This is a genomic window from Algoriphagus iocasae, assembly GCF_014206875.1.
GTDB lineage: Bacteria > Bacteroidota > Bacteroidia > Cytophagales > Cyclobacteriaceae > Algoriphagus > Algoriphagus iocasae.
Genome location: NZ_JACIJO010000001.1, coordinates 1437509 through 1455259, shown reverse-complemented (window position 1 = coordinate 1455259; position 17751 = coordinate 1437509). Strand labels below are relative to the sequence as shown.

The window sequence follows — 17751 nt, the reverse complement described above, 5'->3', positions numbered from 1 at the left end:
CTTGCATTGATTGAAGAATTTATGTCAGTGTTTAACTCACGTATAGGTCCAAAAGCAAAATTTCTATTTTTTTGAAGCCAGAAGGCTTTGACTTTAAAAATCAGTTCAACTTCACCCGGATTCTCGTAAATCGTATTTCTCACCTCATAAATCTTTACTACTTTCAATAAAATTTTTAAAAACTCAATTTTAACCAATGAGCTACCTAGATCAAATAACCTCTCCCACTTTATTATTAGACGAGAACATTTGCCGCGCAAACATCAAACGTATGGCCGAAAAGGCAGCGAGGCATGAAATGAAATTAGTCCCTCATTTTAAAACTGCTCAATCTCATGAGATCGGAGACTGGGCTAAAGAATATGGAATCACCGAAGTAACGGCCTCTTCTATAAAAATGGCTGAATACCTCAGCGGTGAAGGTTGGGTCAATATCCATATTGCTTTTCCATTTAACCCTTTGGAAATCCCCAAACTCAACAAAATCGCTGAAAAACAATCCATTTCTGTCCAATTGATAAATACATCTACCACTCAGATGTTAGTGGATCAATTGGAAAACCCTGTAGGCTTTTTTATCGAAATTGATGCAGGATATGGGAGAACGGGAGTTGAAGTAACAGATTTTGGTCTGATTGAAGAAATTCTTCTTTTGGCTAAAAAATCTGACAAACTACATTTCAAAGGCTTTTACCTTCACCCAGGACATACTTATTATATGTCTGATATTCCGGCTATTTATGAGCAATCCAGAAATGCTCTGAGTATGCTGAAAAATAAATACAGCACAGAATACCCAAAACTAGTCACCCGAATTGGTGATACTCCTGGATGTGCTGTAATGGAAGAATTTGGCGATATCGATGAAATGGGACCCGGTAATTTTGTTTTCTTTGACTTAATGCAGGCTGAACTTGGAGGTTGTTACAAATCAGATATTGCTGTTTGTCTAGCGGTGCCGGTAGTGGATATCAAAAAAGAAAGAAATGAAATTTTAGTACATGGAGGTGGTGTTCATCTTGCCAAGGACGTTTTATTGGATGAGGATGGAAATAAGAATTTTGGAGAAGTTGTCTACTTAAATGAAAGCGGATGGGAAATACCAGATAACCGTTCCCATCTAAAAAGTATCTCACAGGAACACGGTATCATTAAGGCTTCAGACGAATTAATGGCAAAGGTAAAAGTTGGGGATTTGTTAGGAATCCTGCCGGTGCATTCCTGCATGACAGCTGATGCAATGGGATCTTATTTGACCATTGATGGCAAAGTTGTGGACCATGCCGAAGGAGTTTCCCAATCATAATCAACCAAAATTTCAATTCATTACCATGTATAAACAACTTCAGATCACGCGTTATTTCCCTCAATCCATTGACACTGTTTTTGAAGCATTTTCTTCTGCTGAAAGCCTTCAAAAATGGTGGGGGCCAGCAGGTTTTGAAATGGAAACCAAAAAATTTGAATTTCATCCGGAAGGAATCTTTCATTTTGTTTTAAGAAGTGACGCTTTTGATATGTGGGCAAAATGGGTATTCCAAAATATCCGCGGACCTCATAAACTAAGCATGATCAATTGTTTTTCTAATGAATCCGGAGAAACTGTTAAAGCTCCTGAAATCCCTTTTGGCTCGGACTGGCCATTGGAAATGATTTTGGATTTGGAGTTTTTTGAGGAAGAAGGCAAAACTAGAATCGACTTGGTGTCCTTTCCACATAATGCTTCTGATGCTTCAAAGGCGGTATTTTCGGAAAGCATCTCTCAGATGGAGGAAGGTTTCAAAGGAACTTTTGACCAATTGGAAGTGTACTTAAGTAAGTAATCACTTAACTAAGTACTGATATGGTAGAGCAACTGAAAACTTATAAAAATGGAATTCTGGCAGTAGAACTTATCGAAGGATTTACTGAAACAGATGAGCAATTATTGCAAAAGCTTTTTGAGGATAAAAAAGAAAAGGGATTTGATTCCATCAACGTCCTGATAAAACTTGATGAGGCAAAAATTTCAAAATCCTCAATCAAGGTGTTTTTTGAAGATATCATCTACACGCTGCGAAATTATAAGACTATGGGACATATCGCCATTGTAGCACATTCCAATATTCTCAAAGCTTTGGTACCTATCGATAATCTATTCTTTGAAAGGTCTTCAAAAGGAAGGGAGGAAAGATATTTTGATGTTTCTCAATTGGATCAGGCATTTAAATTCGTTGAAAAGCTTTCTTAAAAGCTCCTCTTTAATCCAAGTATTCAAAATCCGATAAAGCTAAAAAATAATTATGCCCTCACGCTAGAAATAGTGAGGGCATTTTCCTTTTACGATATAACTGTTTTCAGATAATTTTTTAAATGAACCAATTCAATAACTTTATATTTAAACAGAATTGCCAGGTAATTAATGAAAGCACTTTACCCAAAAATCTCTTGGTTTCTCTTCGGCTTTTTTAGCATTGCTATTGGACTCTATCCCATTCTGTATTTTGTATTTGGTCGACAGTTTGGAGTCTTGAACGCTCATGATGCGGAACAATTATCCAATCTCCTTTGGAATACTGCTTTTTACACACACATCACCTTGGGAGGGCTTGCATTAGCTGTGGGTTGGATCCAATTCAATCAAAAATTAAGGGATAGAAATAGAAAGCTACATAAACGTATTGGGATGATTTATGTCACCGCAGTATTTTTTTCTGGGCTGGCTGGAGTCTATGTCGCGATTTATACGTTGGGAGGAATGGTTGCAAGCCTAGGATTTGTGTGTTTAGGAATTACTTGGTTAACTACTACCTTAATGGGATGGAAAACTGCCAAATCAAAGGATTTTGATTCCCATGAAAACTGGATGATTTTCAGTTATGCGGCCTGTTTTGCTGCAGTTACCTTAAGAATTTATTTACCCATCTTAGAAAATCTTTTGGGAGGATTTATTCCAGCTTACCGGGTGGTGGCTTGGCTTTGTTGGGTACCAAATATGGTCGTTGCTTACTGGTTAGTGATCAGAAATAATAAAGCGAAAAGGTTTATTAAAACATAAATTTTTAATTATTTCCCAAATTGAGTTGATATAATCCTGTCAATTTTTGATTGACATTTTTCAGATTTCAACTTCCTGAAAAATCATTTATCTAAAAACTTTGCTACTTCCCTTTATCCGGTAGGCATTTCCACTTTAACTGAGATACCAAGATTTTATCTTCACATATTTCTTATAAACATTCCTCTATGTTCATAAGAAGAATTTCTTTTCATTTTTTAGTATTTGTCATTATGAAACAATAGATTTAGATTGTTAAACTAACAGTTTCAAACCCAGGATATATTTAAATTCAACAATTAACATGAAAAGACATTTCCTCTGGACATTCTTATCTATTTTCTTGATCGGAATTCAGGCCAATGCCCAAGAATCTTTATTTGGTGCACAACAAATTACTTCTCCGGAAATTCATGACAATAGTACTGTAACCTTCCGTTTTGCAGCTCCAAATGCAAAATCAGTCCAAATAACCGGTGATTTTCTTCCTGCAGAAAAAATGGATACGCCAATGGGTCAAATGGACGGTCCAGGAAAAGCGGATTTAGTCAAGGATGATAAAGGCATTTGGTCATTTACTTCAACTCCCCTCTCTCCTGAGTTGTATAGTTATTCTTTTATCGTAGATGGGCTAAAAGTCACCGATCCAAATAATCCATTTCTTATCCGGGATGTGGCATCAGTAACCAACGTTTTTTTGGTTGGTGAGGGTCAGGCCGCATTATATCGAGTAAAAGACGTGCCTCATGGTACCGTTGCAAGAAGATGGTATGATTCGCCAGGCTTAGGCATGGATCGAAGATTAACGATCTACACGCCACCGGGATACGAAAAATCCAATGAGCAATTTCCGGTTCTTTATTTATTACATGGTGCTGGAGGTGACGAGGAAGCTTGGATTGCTCTAGGAAGAACCGCTCAAATCATGGATAATTTAATTGCTCAGGGCAAAGCAAAGCCGATGATTGTGGTGATGCCAAACGGAAATGTAATCCAAGACGCTGCTCCTGGAGAAGGAAATGAAGGGATGTACAAACCACAGTTTATGGTTCCTAAGACAATGGATGGCACTTACGAAGCCAATTTTATGGATATCGTAAAATTTGTGGAAAGCAATTATCAGGTGAAAGCTGATAAAGCTCATCGAGCGATTGCAGGATTATCGATGGGTGGCTATCACACCATGCATATTTCAAGATACTATCCAAATATGTTTGATTATATCGGCCTATTCTCAGCAGCAATTATGCCTAGAGAAGATGCTACTGGCAAAGTGTATAACGACATCGACGGAACACTTAAAACCCAAATGGACAATGGCTACAAATTGTATTGGATAGGAATTGGAAAAACTGATTTCTTATACGATGCCAACAAAGAATATAGAGCCAAGCTCGATTCAATGGGAATGCCTTATAAATATGTAGAATCTGAAGGCGGACATATTTGGAGAAATTGGAGAGTTTATTTAACTCAATTTGTACCTCAATTATTCAATTAATCAAACACCAAAATGAACCTAAAAAAACTATATCATTTGATCTTTGCAACAGCATTGATCACTTTAGGAAATGAGGTAGCGGCCCAGGAAATCTCTGCCATGCAAGCACCTCAGGTTGTCTCTCCGGAAGTTGGAGAAGACAAATCCGTTACATTCCGCGTCTTTTCTCCCGATGCCAACAAAGTAGAAGTCAATGGCAGCTGGATGGGATTTCGGGACAAATTGCCTCTAGTCAAAGGAGAAAACGGAGTTTGGTCAGTTAGTATTGACCCACTAGAATCTTCCATGTATCACTATAATTTCTTCATTGATGGAGTTTCTGCAATCGATCCTACTAATCCTGAAGCATTGAGAGACGGAACGCGATATGCAAGTTTGCTGATCGTACCTGGTGAAGGTGCAGAGGTTTTTCAACTCAATGAAACGCCACACGGCAATGTTTCTAAGGTTTGGTACCAATCCCCTTCTTTGGATAGCTACAGAAGAATGTATGTGTATACCCCTCCGGGGTATGAATCCAGCTCAAAAGAATATCCTGTTTTATATCTTTTGCATGGAGCTGGAGGGGATGAAGATGCTTGGACTGCCTTAGGTCGTGCGAATAACATTTTGGATAATTTGATAGCTGAGGGCAAGGCTACTCCTATGCTTATTGTGATGACGAATGGAAATGCATGGCAAACCAGCACCTTGAGAAATAAGCCAGGAATAGGACCGATTACTCGTGAAACCTATGGTCAATTTCAAGGTAAATTTGAAAAAAGCCTCGTGGAAGATGTTGTTCCTTACATTGAGAAAAATTATCGAGTAATAAAAAACAAAGACGGCCGTGCTCTTGCCGGGTTATCAATGGGTGGTGCTCATACGATCACAGCTAGCATTGAGTATCCAGGAACTTTTGGATATATCGGTGTATTCAGCAGCGGCATATTTGATGCAAATGCTGATATGAATGAATTGGAAATGAAATTTGCTGCTTTGAAATCCAGTAATGTCAAAAAGTATTGGGTTGGCTGTGGAGTGGATGATTTTGTAATGGAATCCAACAAACGCCTACTTTCTGTTTTAGACAAAATTGATTTGGAGCATGAATACTATGAAAGTGCAGGTGGACATACCTGGGCAAACTGGAGAGATTATTTAAGCATCTTTGCTCCTATGCTTTTCAAATAAACAGTTTGTATAAAGTCATTATCTAGACTGTATTTGACAATCATTACGAAGTCGAAATCCTTAGTTTAATCTCTTGGGATCTCGACTTCTTTTTTTGCTTAAAAGAAACCGGGCACTTAGTTGAATTTGACAAAACTGAATTAATAAAGTCTTTATTTCTTATAAATTAAGGACCGATTGTAAACATTAAAAAGATATTTTCAGAAATGATTTCTGGAGAAATAACAAGATTGATTTGATTGTGTTGTCATTAAAATGAATGCCTTGAGGCGTAATTGATTACATTTTGTATTTTAATAAAACAATGCTGTTTAATTCATTAACCCTTAAGGTTTAAAGCATTTTCAAAATTCTAAAAAGAACCCCAATTCCTATGAAAAAATTAACCTTCCTTACTTTGGCTTATCTCCTGTGCCATCAGCTATCTTTTGGCCAATCAGGAATGGATAATGTCACCATTACTTCCGAGCAATTAGCCCCTAACATTTATGTGCTTTTTGGTTCAGGGGGAAATATAGGTTTGGCTGTCGGTGAAGAATATGCCTATATGATTGATGATCAATTCGGACAACTTTCAGAAAAAATATTGACAGCAGTAAGAGCAATTACTGATAAACCACTCAAATATGTAGTCAATACTCATTGGCATGGAGATCATGTCGGAGGCAATGAAAACATGGCAAACGCAGGAGCTACCATCGTGGCAAATGATGCCGTAAGAAGAAGAATGAGCCAACCTAGATCTGGTGAAACAACATCTACTACTGCTTACAAAGCTTTGCCTGAAATCACCTTTTCGGATGAAATGACTATCCATTTAGATCCTGATAACACCATGATGATCTTCCACATGGAAAATGCACATACAGATGGAGATTCATTTATTTATTTCCCTGAAAGCAATGTGATTCATCTTGCAGATAACTTCCCGAACGGTGGATATCCATTTATTGACATCAATTCAAATGGAGACATAGAAGGATTGATCACCAACCTAAACAGAGCGCTATTTTTGGTCAATGACCAAACTAAAATTATCCCAGGCCATGGAAAAGTTGCGGACAGAGCCACTCTCAAATCCTATCGAGATATGATTGATACAGTAAGAGAGCGTGTAAAAACTGCCAAATCCCAAGGAAAAAGCCTGGAAGAAATTCAGAAAATGAGTTTGTCAAAGGAATGGGATGAGGAATTCGGTAAAGGGTTTATAAATCCCGATAGGTTTATCGAATCTGTATTTAAGACAGTGGATTAAATCATTTTAGATTTAAAAAAAGCGAAGTTTAATACTTCGCTTTTTTATTACAATAGCTATCCTAAATGGGAATGAAAGGCAATTTCTCAGGTCATTGACCACCTGAATGTTTTGGTTAATAAGCCTTTACAAAAGTTTGATTAATGATATTTTAGTTTTTTTAACCTTGAGAAACCAATAACTAAGGTTAACTTATATCGTATAAAAAGTGAAACTCTTTAAAATACTACTATGAAACTATTTTATATCACTGGTGTTATTTTTACTCTTCCTATTTTCAATTGCTTTTCCCAGGAAAACGATAAAAAACTTGTTTTTGGCAAACCACTCTATGATTATAATGTTAAGAGTATCAACCCTTTTCAGGACCAAAGTCCTTACTCACAATTAAAGTCATTACAGGAAGAAAATGGAAGATTTATTCCTTTGAATCGGGAAATTGAATTTTATAAAGCTCCTATTTTAGAACCAAGAGAAATGCCCATGGCAAGACTCGAATCAGATGATCGAATGCCAATGAAACATTTCGATTCTGAATTGAATTACACCATTCTGACAAAACCTCTGAAATAAGGATCATAGCCAATTTTGCGTTAAGGGTAGAGGAAATTTTATCTCCCCTCTACTTTAATAATTCTGGTTCCTATAAATGTTATAAAACCATTTTTTGAATTCTTGGTTATTTCCCTGATGAATCCCACGCAAATTCATCTTGATTTTGTATTTTAATGTCAAACCAGAAATAACCTATGGAAGAAACCAGCCGGATTAAAAGCCTCTTTGCCAAACAATTCGATGGTAATCCTTGGTTAGGGGTCAATTTCACCCAGAAGCTGCAGCATGTGACCCCAGAAATGGCTGCTTATAAAATCAATCCAGATACAAATTCCATTTGGGAAATCCTCAACCACATTATCGGCTGGAGGGAAGTGGTTCTTCAAGGAATTCCTCAAAATGGATACATCAGTCCAAACCATAATTACCTGCAACCCATAGAAAACCCAAGTGAGTTAGAATGGGAACATACCCTTGTCAGATTGAAAGATTCGCAGCAAGATTGGACGGAATTTTTTGAAACATTGGATGAGTCCATTTTTGATGAACCATTTGGGGATAAACCTTATTCTTATTACGAATTGATCTTGGGGATTCTTCACCATGACATCTATCATCTAGGCCAGATATCTTTATTAATCAGAATATTACCTCAGAAAATATAACGTAATATTTCGATTGATTTTGAAATAACAGAATTCGGAAAACTCCATTTATTTTAAGATGAAAACATAAAAAAACACCTGCGGAAATGTCCACAGGTGTTTTCTATTTACTATTTCAAATACTTATCTAACTGTTGCTTTGTAATTTGTCACCAAATGCTCAATGAAAAACTCCATCATTCGATCACGATTCAAAGCTGTATGTCCTCCATCAGGAGCGATTTGAACTTCAATACTTTTACCAGCATTTTGGAAAGCTTTGATCAATTGCAATGTATTGGATGGGTGTACATTGTTATCTGCAGTTCCGTAGAAAAGCAACAATTCACCTTGTAATTGATCTGCCATTTCCATCAAACTGAAGCGGTTATATCCTTTCAAATTGGTTTCTAATGTACCCATGAATCGCTCTGTGTAGATATTGTCATAATTTCTCCAATCCGTAACAGAGGAATTAGCCACAGCGGCATGAATCAATTCAGGGAATCTCAAAAGCATGGTTGCCGATGTAGTTCCACCATAAGAAGTACCGTAAACCCCTACTCTATTTTTGTCGAAATATGGACGGTCGTGCAGAGCTTTGATGCCTTCAGCAAAGTCATCCATTTCCACCAATCCTAAGTTTCCATACAATTGATCCAATAATTTCTTTCCTCTTCCTCTTACGTTTCTTCCATCGATATTCAACACCAAAAATCCGTATTCTGTCAATGGATCAGGATTCACAAATGTCTCTCTGAATGCGTTTGTAGCTGGACCACCGTAATTGCTAAGGATAACTGGATATTTCTTAGATGGGTCAAAATTTGAAGGAAAATGAATCATCCCATGAAGTTCAGTCACTCCGTCTGCAGAAGTAAAAGTATACACTTCCACTTTCTTCAATCCCAGTTCTTCAAACTTGCTCATATCGCTTTTCGCAAGTTCAGCCACTACTTTTCCTTTGGCGTCCATCAGGTTTGTAAATGGCGCTACGTCATGAGCTTGTGCTACATCTACAAAATATTTGCCTCCAGGAGCAATAGAAACGCTATGGTTTAAAGTCGGATCTGTCAATCGAACATCTTTCGTTCCATCCAAATTCACTTTGTGCAATTGCATCAACATGTGATTGTCGCCAGATCTAGCCATGTAATACAACTGCTTTTTATCCTCGTCAACCTCCACAATATTGGAAACCTCAAATGGATGAGAAGTAATCGCATTGACCAAAGAGCCGTCAAAATTATACAGGTAATAGTTTTTGAAACCTGATCTTTCTGAAGCCCAGATAAAATGCTTTCCATCTTCTAAAACTTCCATTTCTGGGGTGTTTACCACAAAACTTGGAAGCCATTCTTCGCGAACAACCGTTCTGCTTTTTCCAGTTTCAGGATTTGCTGCACGCAATTCCATGATATTTTGAAGTCTGTTAGTGCTATGATAAAGAAGTTCTTTGCCATCTGGAGTCCAAGACATACCATAGATATATGTTCCCAATTCACCATCATTGAAAGGCTTTCCATCACGGATATCCAATTCAGTGACCTTTTTGGTTTCTAGATCATAAACCATCAAATCAACAGGTAGATTAGGTTCTCCTACTTTAGGATATGCCTCGATTTCCAATGAATCATATAGACTCAACTGGTCCAAAAGCACATAGTATTTTTTCACATCCTTCTCCACAAATCTGTAGAAAGCGATCTTTTTGCTATCTGGAGACCACCACATCGCTGTGTTTTGTCCCAATTCTTCTCCATAAACCCAAGTAGCAATCCCGTATTTTACTTGATTTTCTTCGTTGCCATCAGTAGTAATCGCTACAACACCAGATCCATCCGGATTGCTGATATACATGTTTCGATCCTTGGTAAATGCCTTTAGCTTTCCGTCAGGAGATTCCGCTGAATCAAATTGCCTACCTCTTGCCGGACCATTGTAACGTCTTCTCTCTGGAGCTTTAGCATCTCCTAATTCAGTAACAGACTTACCTTTGATTGAATAAGAATATCGTTTGCCATCACGAGAATATTCAAAGGCAGTTCCTTCGTCATTCCAGTCTGCATTCAATGCACCTGATTTAACAGCACCATATATTTGTGGAGCAACTTTTTGATATTGTTCGTAGCCAGGCATGCTTTTTAATTTGTCCTGGGCTTGTGAAATCGAAATGGTAGAGGCTAGGGCTAAAGCCATTCCGAGGAAGAACTTGTTCTTCATATTATAATTTGGGTTAAATAATTTCTAGTCGCGATGATACTATTTTTTGGTCTAAAAACCCTTCCAAAAATGACCAGTGGAATAACTCAAGCTTTAAATTCACGTAATTTAAGGTAGTCTATCCCATATTTTATTTAAACCCAATTGACTATGAACCTTATTTCGATTTCAGGAAACGGCAGTTTTAAGTTGGTGGATGAACATAAAGAAGTGGTGAAACTGAAGTATACCAATTGGTTTCTAGGCAAGGCCGAAACTTATCTCGATCACCAAAAAATTGAAATTAAACCTAAGGGTTTATTTAATTCCAGTGCCGATATCAAGAGACATGGAAGGAAGATAGGAGATATTTCCATGTCTTGGAAAGGCAAAATGAAAATCCAGTTTGAGAACCAGGAAGGAGTGAAATTCATCTTCAGTCTAAACAGAACTGGAGTCTGGAAATCCGATTTCACAGTAAAAGATGATAAAGGAAATCCTGTTTTAAATTTCATAGCAAATAGAAATTGGCGAAAGATAAAAACAGATTATCAAATAGATATCTTACAATCTTTGGAGTCAGTCGATATCCATGAACTTTTACTTTACTGTGGCTATGCGATCAATTTGCATATAGCATTGTCTAGCGCTGCATAGTAGTATTCTCTGATTTTTTGCCAAAGTTTTACTTTTCAATATTCGCTCAACAATAATTATTTACCCATTTTAGCTTTTCTAATTATACGAATGGATGAGCCAACCCATATCACAAAGTGATAGAATCGAAGTATTAGATATATTCAGAGGATTTGCAGTTTTCGGGATTTTCGTAGTCAACATAGAGATCATGAACTGTGCATTTCCAAACCAAGAAAGTTTTGGATCTCAATGGAATCGCGACATAGATCTCTTAATTTTTAGGGTCCAACAACTTTTTTTCTACAGTAAATTCTTTCCGATTTTCTCCTTTTTATTCGGTTTAGGCATATCCATGCAAGCATTGAAAATTGGCCAGAAAAACTCTCAAGGGATTCATTTTTTCTTAAGGAGAATGTGCTTCCTTTTTATGGTAGGCTTATTTCATATCCTATTTCTATGGAATGGGGATGTAATTCATCTCTATGCAATTCTAGGATTGCTGATTTTAATTATTCTTCCCTTGCCAAATAAATGGATACTCATCTTGTCTGTAGCGACGCTTCTATTTCCTTTTTATGAGCCTATTGCATTTTGGTTTTTCAATATTCTTAATTTCTCACCTGAAACCTTTCTGGAATCTTACCCATCCGAAAAGATTACCCAAATCTTGCGAAATGGTCCTTATATCGATTCCATCAAATTCAGAGTAAATGAATACCTGGCAAACATTCCCTTGTTATTCACCTATCTGGCTCCTTTGGCATTCGGTATGTTTTTACTAGGAGTTTATTTCGGTAAAAATCAAATTCAAAAAGACCTGAAAAATTTCATTTCCACTACAAAAACAGCAATAATCATTCTTATGATTATCAGTAATTTATATCGGGTGTTCTTTATTTTTTTCTTACCAAATACATCTATTTATAGAGATGAAGTACTAAGACCTATCTTATTCAAAATCATGTACTTATCTGATTTGTATTTTGGATTATTTTATCTTTGGCTTTTGGCTTACTTATGGTATTTCACCTCTATGAAAAAATGGCTTTCCCCCTTACAATTTCCCGGGCGGATGGCATTGACCAACTACCTGATGCAAAGTGTTTTTGGGCTAATTATTTTTTCCTCATTAGGCTTTCAACTTTATGAAAAACTAAGCCCACCCCAGACATTTTTACTAGCAATTATCATCTTTATTATCCAACTAATCTACAGCAAAGCTTGGCTTAACTATTTCCAATTTGGCCCTATTGAATGGTTATGGAGGTGTTTTTCTTACAAAAAGCTAATTCCCAATAGAAAATCTGCGGCAAGGGTTTGACCATCTAATCGTAAAGTAAAAACTGTAAAACATCCCTCTTACTTCAGGGTATTCACTCAAATTCTATTTTTAAGAAATCGATTCCGTGAATTATCATTTCCAGCCAAAGATTCACAGACTGTTCAGGCTAGCTATTAAAACTATAATTGCTATTTTAAGCCGTTCTTGATCTAAACGTCTGATCAAACGTCTTCTTACCAAATTACATTAAACCCCAAACCATGAAATCCAAATCCTGGAACCTTCTGGTCTTGCTTGTTATCATTCTTACAGCAGGATCTTTTTTATTCATATTTAAGGAAAATCAAGCCGAACCTAGCCTAGGTTCAGTTCCCTATATATTCTGGACCGGCTTGTTAATTACCATTTTGCTGGTATTTGCTACTTTTATGGGCTCCAAATTATTTCCATTCGAAGATCCAAAGAAGCCATGATCGGTTGGTTGTTGTTTTTCTTTGGCATTTTCCTGGCCATGCTAGGATATGCGTCCTATCGCTCTTACCGCAAAGACAGGACTTCGGATGATTTTATTTTCGCAGGATCCAACATTGGAACCATCTTAGGTTTTCTGACTTTCTCTGCTGCACTTTTTAGTGCTTTTACATTTATGGGAATGCCGGATTTCTTCCGCTCCCACGGTGTGGGCGCTTGGATATTCCTAGCACTTTCAGATGCACTGATGGTCTTTTTCCTCATCTGGTTTGGATATGCATTAAGAAAGCGAGCTACCCTCAGAGGTTATAAAGGCATCGCTGGATTGGTAAAAACTTGTTATGAAAACTCCTTCGCTGGCTATCTGGTATTTGCCAGTGCTTTCTTATTTCTGATTCCTTATGTAGCGATTCAAATTCGGGGAATCTCTATTTTTCTCGATGCAGCATTTCCAGGAATGCTCCCCTACTGGTCCTGGTCGGCTTTATTGGTTTTCATCATGCTGATCTATTCTGAAATTGGTGGATTGAAAGCCATTGTGTACAGTGATGCAATTCAAGGAGTAATCATGCTTGCTGTTATTTGGATTATTGGTTTAACCTGCCTGAAAATGGCGGGCGGTTTGGAAGATGGCATTGCCCAAGTAGCTGCATCCAACAAAGAATTACTTTCTCTTCCCGGGCCAAATGGATTGTTTTCAAGTCCATTTCTGATTGCTTCAGCCATAGCAATTGTACTGATTCCTGTTTCTCAACCTCAATTCACAACGCGTCTGGTGGTGATGAAAAGCTTGAAATCTGTCCATCGAATGGCATACGCAGTTGGGATTTTCGCGATTTTGGTGATTCTCCCAACGGCATTTATCGGACTCTATGGAGCCATCAAATATCCAGATGCCAGTACCGCTGATTTCCTTAGTCAGGCTTTGTTATTTGATCAGGCCGTACCCGTAGCAGCTTTGGCAGTAGTCGGACTATTTGCGGCCTGTCTTTCTACCACCAATGCGCAGATTTTTGCCTTGGGAACCGAACTGAGAAGTTTATTAGGAGGAACAGACAAATCCAATATGACTGTGACCAAGATTTCAATTCTGGTATTTTCAATGATCGTATTGGTATTTTCTACTTACATGAGCGATGAATTGGTATTGCTGGCAAGGGTAAGTTTTGCCGGGACATCCATGATTGCTCCAGTAGTTTTAGGCGCGGTTATTTTCAATAAACCTCCAAAAGCATTGATCGGACTTTCAGCTTTCGCATTGACTTTTTTTATATTATCGATCGTGGGAATAGTACCAGATAAGTACTTTGAATTACCTCTGGACTTTCTGATGTATATTCTCCTATTTGTATTCACTTCGATCATTATGATCGCACATTCAAGAACCCAAAAGCAAGAAAATGAAGCTTGATTCTACTATTTCAATAAATGATTTAAAAGCTCCATTGGAGCAATTTTGGAAGCTTTCTGGAGAAAAAATTGAGTTGATCGAAGAGTCTTTCGACCCAACAAAAGGAGCTCCTGTTTTTACAGAAAAAGGAAAGTACGTAACTCGTGGTTGGACGGAATGGACACAAGGCTTCCAATATGGATCTGCCCTTTTGCAATTTGATGCCACAGGAGATGAGAAATTCCTTCAGATAGGCCGAGAAAATACCCTTCATAAAATGGCTCCTCACCTAACCCACACAGGTGTTCATGATCATGGGTTCAACAATGTAAGTACTTATGGCAATTTGTTGCGCTTGATGAAAGAAGGAAAAATTGAAAATAACAACTGGGAAAAAAATTTCTACGAGCTAGCCCTAAAAGCCAGTGGAGCAGTTCAGGCGATGCGTTGGACAAATATCCAAGGAGGTGGGTTTATTTATTCCTTTAACGGCCCACATTCTTTATTTGTAGATACCATTCGTTCCTGTCGTGCCTTGGTGGTTTCCCATGCATTGGGACATGTACTTCAAGGAGAAAATGACAAAAGGATTTCTCTTATTCAGCGTGCTATACAGCATATTCTCAGCACAATAAAATACTCCATCTATTATGGTAATGGTCGGGATTCCTATGATATTGAAGGGAGAACTGCCCATGAAATCATATTCAATACGAATGACGGGAATTACCGCTGTCCAAATTCACAGCAAGGATATACTGGATTCAGCACCTGGACCAGAGGATTGGCTTGGGCAATCTGCGGCTTGGGAGAAACTTTGGAGATATTGGATCAAATCGATGAAGGAGACTATGCAATCCTGATTTCCAAAAAAGCTTTGGTGGAAGAATTGGTAAATGCTGCCAAGGCAACTTCAGAATTTTACCTCCAAAATACCCCAACAGATGGAATCCCCTATTGGGATACCGGAGCTCCGGGCCTTTCGAAGATGGGAAATTACCTAAACCGTGTTTCAGATCCCTACAATGCCTTCGAACCTGTAGATAGTTCAGCGGCTTGCATTGCAGCTCAGGGCTTGATCCGGATCGGTAATTTTCTGAAAGATTCAGAGGCTGAAACATCAAAAAGGTACATTCAAGCAGGTATACAGGTTGCACAATCGCTTTTTTCGGAACCTTACCTTTCTACCGAAAAATCCCATCAGGGGTTGATTTTGCATAGCATTTATCATCAGCCAAACGGCTGGGATTACCGACCAGAAGCAGACAAAGCTCCATATGGCGAGTCCTGTATGTGGGGCGATTATCATGCCCGTGAAATGGCATTATTGCTACAAAGGACTTTAAAAAATGAAACCTATTATAGTTTTTTCAACTGTATCAATATCCTATGAATGGTGGAAAATACAAACCGGTATATCCTCGTGTCGCGCAGCTGAAAACTGCTAAGATTTTCAGGGAGCATTTAGCGAAAGAAAATATTCAACTAGGCTTCGATGAGGAAGTTGTTTCAGGACCAGATTCTCCTTTTGCAAAAGCATATACTACTAAATCGGGAAATCAAATCGGAAACTCCTTTTGCATCCTACCAATGGAAGGTTGGGATGGAACAGAAGATGGAAAGCCTTCAGATCTGACAAAAAGAAGATGGAAAAACTTTGCGATCAGCGGAGCAAAATTGCTCTGGGGATGCGAAGCAGTGGCTGTCAGACATGAAGGAAGAGCAAATCCGAATCAATTAGTGATGAATGAGGCAAACCTTTCAGAATTTGAAGGGCTTTACCAGATGGTTGAAAAGGAACATCAAGAAGCTTTTGGAAACACCGGTGATTTGCTAACTGGACTTCAACTGACACATTCCGGTAGGTTTTGCAAGCCAAACAGCAAAACTAAAATGGAACCAAAGATCCTTTATTCTCACCCAGTTTTGAACAAGAAATTTGGATTGGCAGAGGATTATCCGATCATGACAAATCCGGAAATTTCAGAATTGATCGATGATTATGTGATCGCTTCGGTGAGAGCACAAAAAGCCGGATTTAAATTTGTTGATATTAAACATTGCCATGGGTATTTGGGACATGAGTTCTTAAGTGCCTATGATCGGGAAGGAAAGTACGGTAAATCAATTGAGAACCGGACGAGATTCCTTCGTGAAATTGTGGCAGGAATTCGAGCTGAAGCACCGGGATTGGAAATAGGTGTCAGAATGAGCATTTTTGATTGGGTTCCATTTCAAGAGGGACCAGATGGAAAAGGAATTCCTTCTATGAATGGCGGATACAAATATGCATTTGGAGGAGATGAATCCGGAACAAAGGAAAATCTTTCTGAATCTTTTGAGTTTTTAAACGAGCTTAAAAACCTGGATATAGAACTTCTTTGTACCACAGCGGGAAGTCCTTATTACAATCCCCATATTCAAAGACCGGCACTCTTCCCTCCTTCTGATGGGTATAATCCACCAGAGGATCCCCTTCATGGTGTAGCTAGGCAAATCCAAGCTTGTGCAGAAGTTAAAAAGGCTTTTCCTCAATTTTATGTGGTGGGTTCAGCTTATTCATACCTGCAAGAATGGTTACCGAATGTGGGTCAGCATATCCTTCAAAAAGGAATGGCAGATTCAATTGGTTTGGGAAGAATGGTATTGAGTTATCCGGATTTACCGGCGGATGTATTGGCCGGAAATGATATGAAAAGACCTAAAATCTGTAGGACTTTTTCGGACTGTACAACAGCTCCAAGAAACGGAATCATCTCAGGATGCTATCCATTGGATCCTTTTTACAAAAAGATGGAAGAACACGATCAACTTAAAGCAGCAAAAAATAAATGAAACCAGTCGCATTAGTAACGGGAGGATCTAGAGGAATAGGATTTGGAATAGCAAAAAAACTGGCTGAGGCAGGCTATGACTTAGGAATCAATGGAATCAGACCTGAAAGTGATGCCCAGGCAAATCTAGAGGAATTGAAATCCTTAGGTTCAAAAGTGGTCTATCTCCAGGGAAACATTGCAGAGAAAACTGATCGTAAATCCATCATTGAAGGCTTGAAAGCTCATTTTGGTAAAATTGATGTGTTGGTAAACAATGCAGGAGTAGCTCCAAGGGTGAGATGCGATGTTTTGGAGGTAACTGAAGAGGATTACGATCACTTGATGAATATCAATGAAAAGGGCACTTTCTTCTTGACTCAGGAAATCGCAAAATGGATGTTGGACCTAAAGGCAACGAATCCCGCGGCTCAGATTTCCATCATCAATATTACCTCAGTTTCAGCAGAATTGGCTTCTCCGAAAAGAGCAGCTTATTGCATGTCAAAAGCGAGCTTATCGATGCTTTCAAAAACAATGGCCGTAAGAATGGCTCCACATGGAATTGCAGTATATGAAATCCGTCCGGGTTTTGTCGATACAGATATGATTGAAAAGGTTCGTGAAACCTATTTGACCTTAGTTCAAGAAGGAGCTACTTTGGAACCGAGAATCGGAAAACCTGAGGATATTGGACAAGTAGTTGCAACTTTAGTCAAAGGAGACTTACCCTATGCTTCAGGGCAAATCATCAATGTTGACGGAGGCTTGACTATTGCAAGAATGTAA

At 38.2% G+C, this 17751-nt stretch carries 17 protein-coding genes; 16 read left to right on the top strand and 1 reads right to left on the bottom strand.

Annotation, left to right across the window (positions count from 1 at the left end; all coding sequences use genetic code 11):
* Positions 1 to 196 precede the first annotated feature (196 nt).
* The 9 genes from FHS59_RS06400 (at position 197) to FHS59_RS06360 (ending at position 8186) form a co-directional block, all read left to right on the top strand.
* A complete protein-coding gene (locus FHS59_RS06400) occupies positions 197 to 1306 on the top strand; it encodes an alanine racemase (protein ID WP_184494088.1) in 1110 nt (369 codons plus the stop codon).
* A gap of 25 nt (positions 1307 to 1331) precedes the next feature.
* Positions 1332 to 1823, top strand: a complete 492-nt coding sequence (locus FHS59_RS06395) for an SRPBCC family protein (RefSeq protein WP_184494086.1) — start codon at positions 1332 to 1334, stop codon at positions 1821 to 1823.
* Between the two features lie 20 nt (positions 1824 to 1843).
* Complete coding sequence (locus FHS59_RS06390; RefSeq protein ID WP_184494084.1) at positions 1844 to 2230, top strand: SpoIIAA family protein; 387 nt, start codon at positions 1844 to 1846, stop codon at positions 2228 to 2230.
* 171 nt (positions 2231 to 2401) lie between these two features.
* The gene (locus FHS59_RS06385) at positions 2402 to 3037 is read left to right on the top strand and encodes a DUF2306 domain-containing protein (RefSeq protein ID WP_184494082.1); all 636 of its coding nucleotides are present in this window, start codon (positions 2402 to 2404) and stop codon (positions 3035 to 3037) included.
* A gap of 304 nt (positions 3038 to 3341) precedes the next feature.
* Positions 3342 to 4538 (top strand): esterase, encoded by a 1197-nt coding sequence (locus FHS59_RS06380; RefSeq protein ID WP_184494080.1) that lies wholly within the window; start codon positions 3342 to 3344, stop codon positions 4536 to 4538.
* Positions 4539 to 4550: 12 nt separating this feature from the next.
* Positions 4551 to 5711, top strand: coding sequence for an esterase (locus FHS59_RS06375; protein WP_184494078.1), 1161 nt, complete (start codon positions 4551 to 4553; stop codon positions 5709 to 5711).
* A 373-nt stretch (positions 5712 to 6084) separates the two neighbouring features.
* Complete coding sequence (locus tag FHS59_RS06370; protein ID WP_184494076.1) at positions 6085 to 6966, top strand: MBL fold metallo-hydrolase; 882 nt, start codon at positions 6085 to 6087, stop codon at positions 6964 to 6966.
* A gap of 231 nt (positions 6967 to 7197) precedes the next feature.
* A complete protein-coding gene (locus FHS59_RS06365; protein ID WP_184494074.1) occupies positions 7198 to 7539 on the top strand; it encodes a hypothetical protein in 342 nt (113 codons plus the stop codon).
* Positions 7540 to 7715: 176 nt separating this feature from the next.
* A complete protein-coding gene (locus FHS59_RS06360; RefSeq protein ID WP_184494072.1) occupies positions 7716 to 8186 on the top strand; it encodes a DinB family protein in 471 nt (156 codons plus the stop codon).
* A gap of 123 nt (positions 8187 to 8309) precedes the next feature.
* On the opposite strand, the gene FHS59_RS06355 is transcribed toward FHS59_RS06360, so the two are convergent.
* Positions 8310 to 10388 carry a S9 family peptidase gene (locus FHS59_RS06355; protein WP_184494070.1) on the bottom strand — a complete coding sequence of 693 codons (2079 nt, stop codon included), beginning with the start codon at positions 10386 to 10388 and terminating at the stop codon, positions 8310 to 8312.
* 150 nt (positions 10389 to 10538) lie between these two features.
* Between FHS59_RS06355 and FHS59_RS06350 the strand changes: the two genes are divergently transcribed.
* The 7 genes from FHS59_RS06350 to FHS59_RS06325 all read left to right on the top strand — a co-directional run bounded on the left by FHS59_RS06350 (position 10539) and on the right by FHS59_RS06325 (position 17751).
* Positions 10539 to 11024 carry an aminotransferase gene (locus FHS59_RS06350; RefSeq protein ID WP_184494069.1) on the top strand — a complete coding sequence of 162 codons (486 nt, stop codon included), beginning with the start codon at positions 10539 to 10541 and terminating at the stop codon, positions 11022 to 11024.
* A 94-nt stretch (positions 11025 to 11118) separates the two neighbouring features.
* Positions 11119 to 12327, top strand: a complete 1209-nt coding sequence (locus FHS59_RS06345; RefSeq protein ID WP_184494068.1) for a DUF418 domain-containing protein — start codon at positions 11119 to 11121, stop codon at positions 12325 to 12327.
* A gap of 221 nt (positions 12328 to 12548) precedes the next feature.
* Positions 12549 to 12761 (top strand): hypothetical protein, encoded by a 213-nt coding sequence (locus tag FHS59_RS23135; protein ID WP_221444445.1) that lies wholly within the window; start codon positions 12549 to 12551, stop codon positions 12759 to 12761.
* On the top strand, positions 12758 to 14170 hold the full coding sequence (locus FHS59_RS06340; RefSeq protein ID WP_184494067.1) for a sodium:solute symporter family protein: 1413 nt from the start codon (positions 12758 to 12760) through the stop codon (positions 14168 to 14170). Before FHS59_RS23135 ends, FHS59_RS06340 begins: the two co-directional genes overlap by 4 nt.
* A complete protein-coding gene (locus FHS59_RS06335; protein ID WP_184494066.1) occupies positions 14160 to 15542 on the top strand; it encodes a glycoside hydrolase family 88 protein in 1383 nt (460 codons plus the stop codon). The genes FHS59_RS06340 and FHS59_RS06335 overlap by 11 nt, the downstream gene beginning before the upstream one ends.
* Entirely contained in the window at positions 15539 to 16984 is a 1446-nt protein-coding gene (locus FHS59_RS06330) for an oxidoreductase (RefSeq protein ID WP_184494065.1), read from the top strand. The genes FHS59_RS06335 and FHS59_RS06330 overlap by 4 nt, the downstream gene beginning before the upstream one ends.
* Positions 16981 to 17751 carry a 3-ketoacyl-ACP reductase gene (locus FHS59_RS06325; protein ID WP_184494064.1) on the top strand — a complete coding sequence of 257 codons (771 nt, stop codon included), beginning with the start codon at positions 16981 to 16983 and terminating at the stop codon, positions 17749 to 17751. Before FHS59_RS06330 ends, FHS59_RS06325 begins: the two co-directional genes overlap by 4 nt.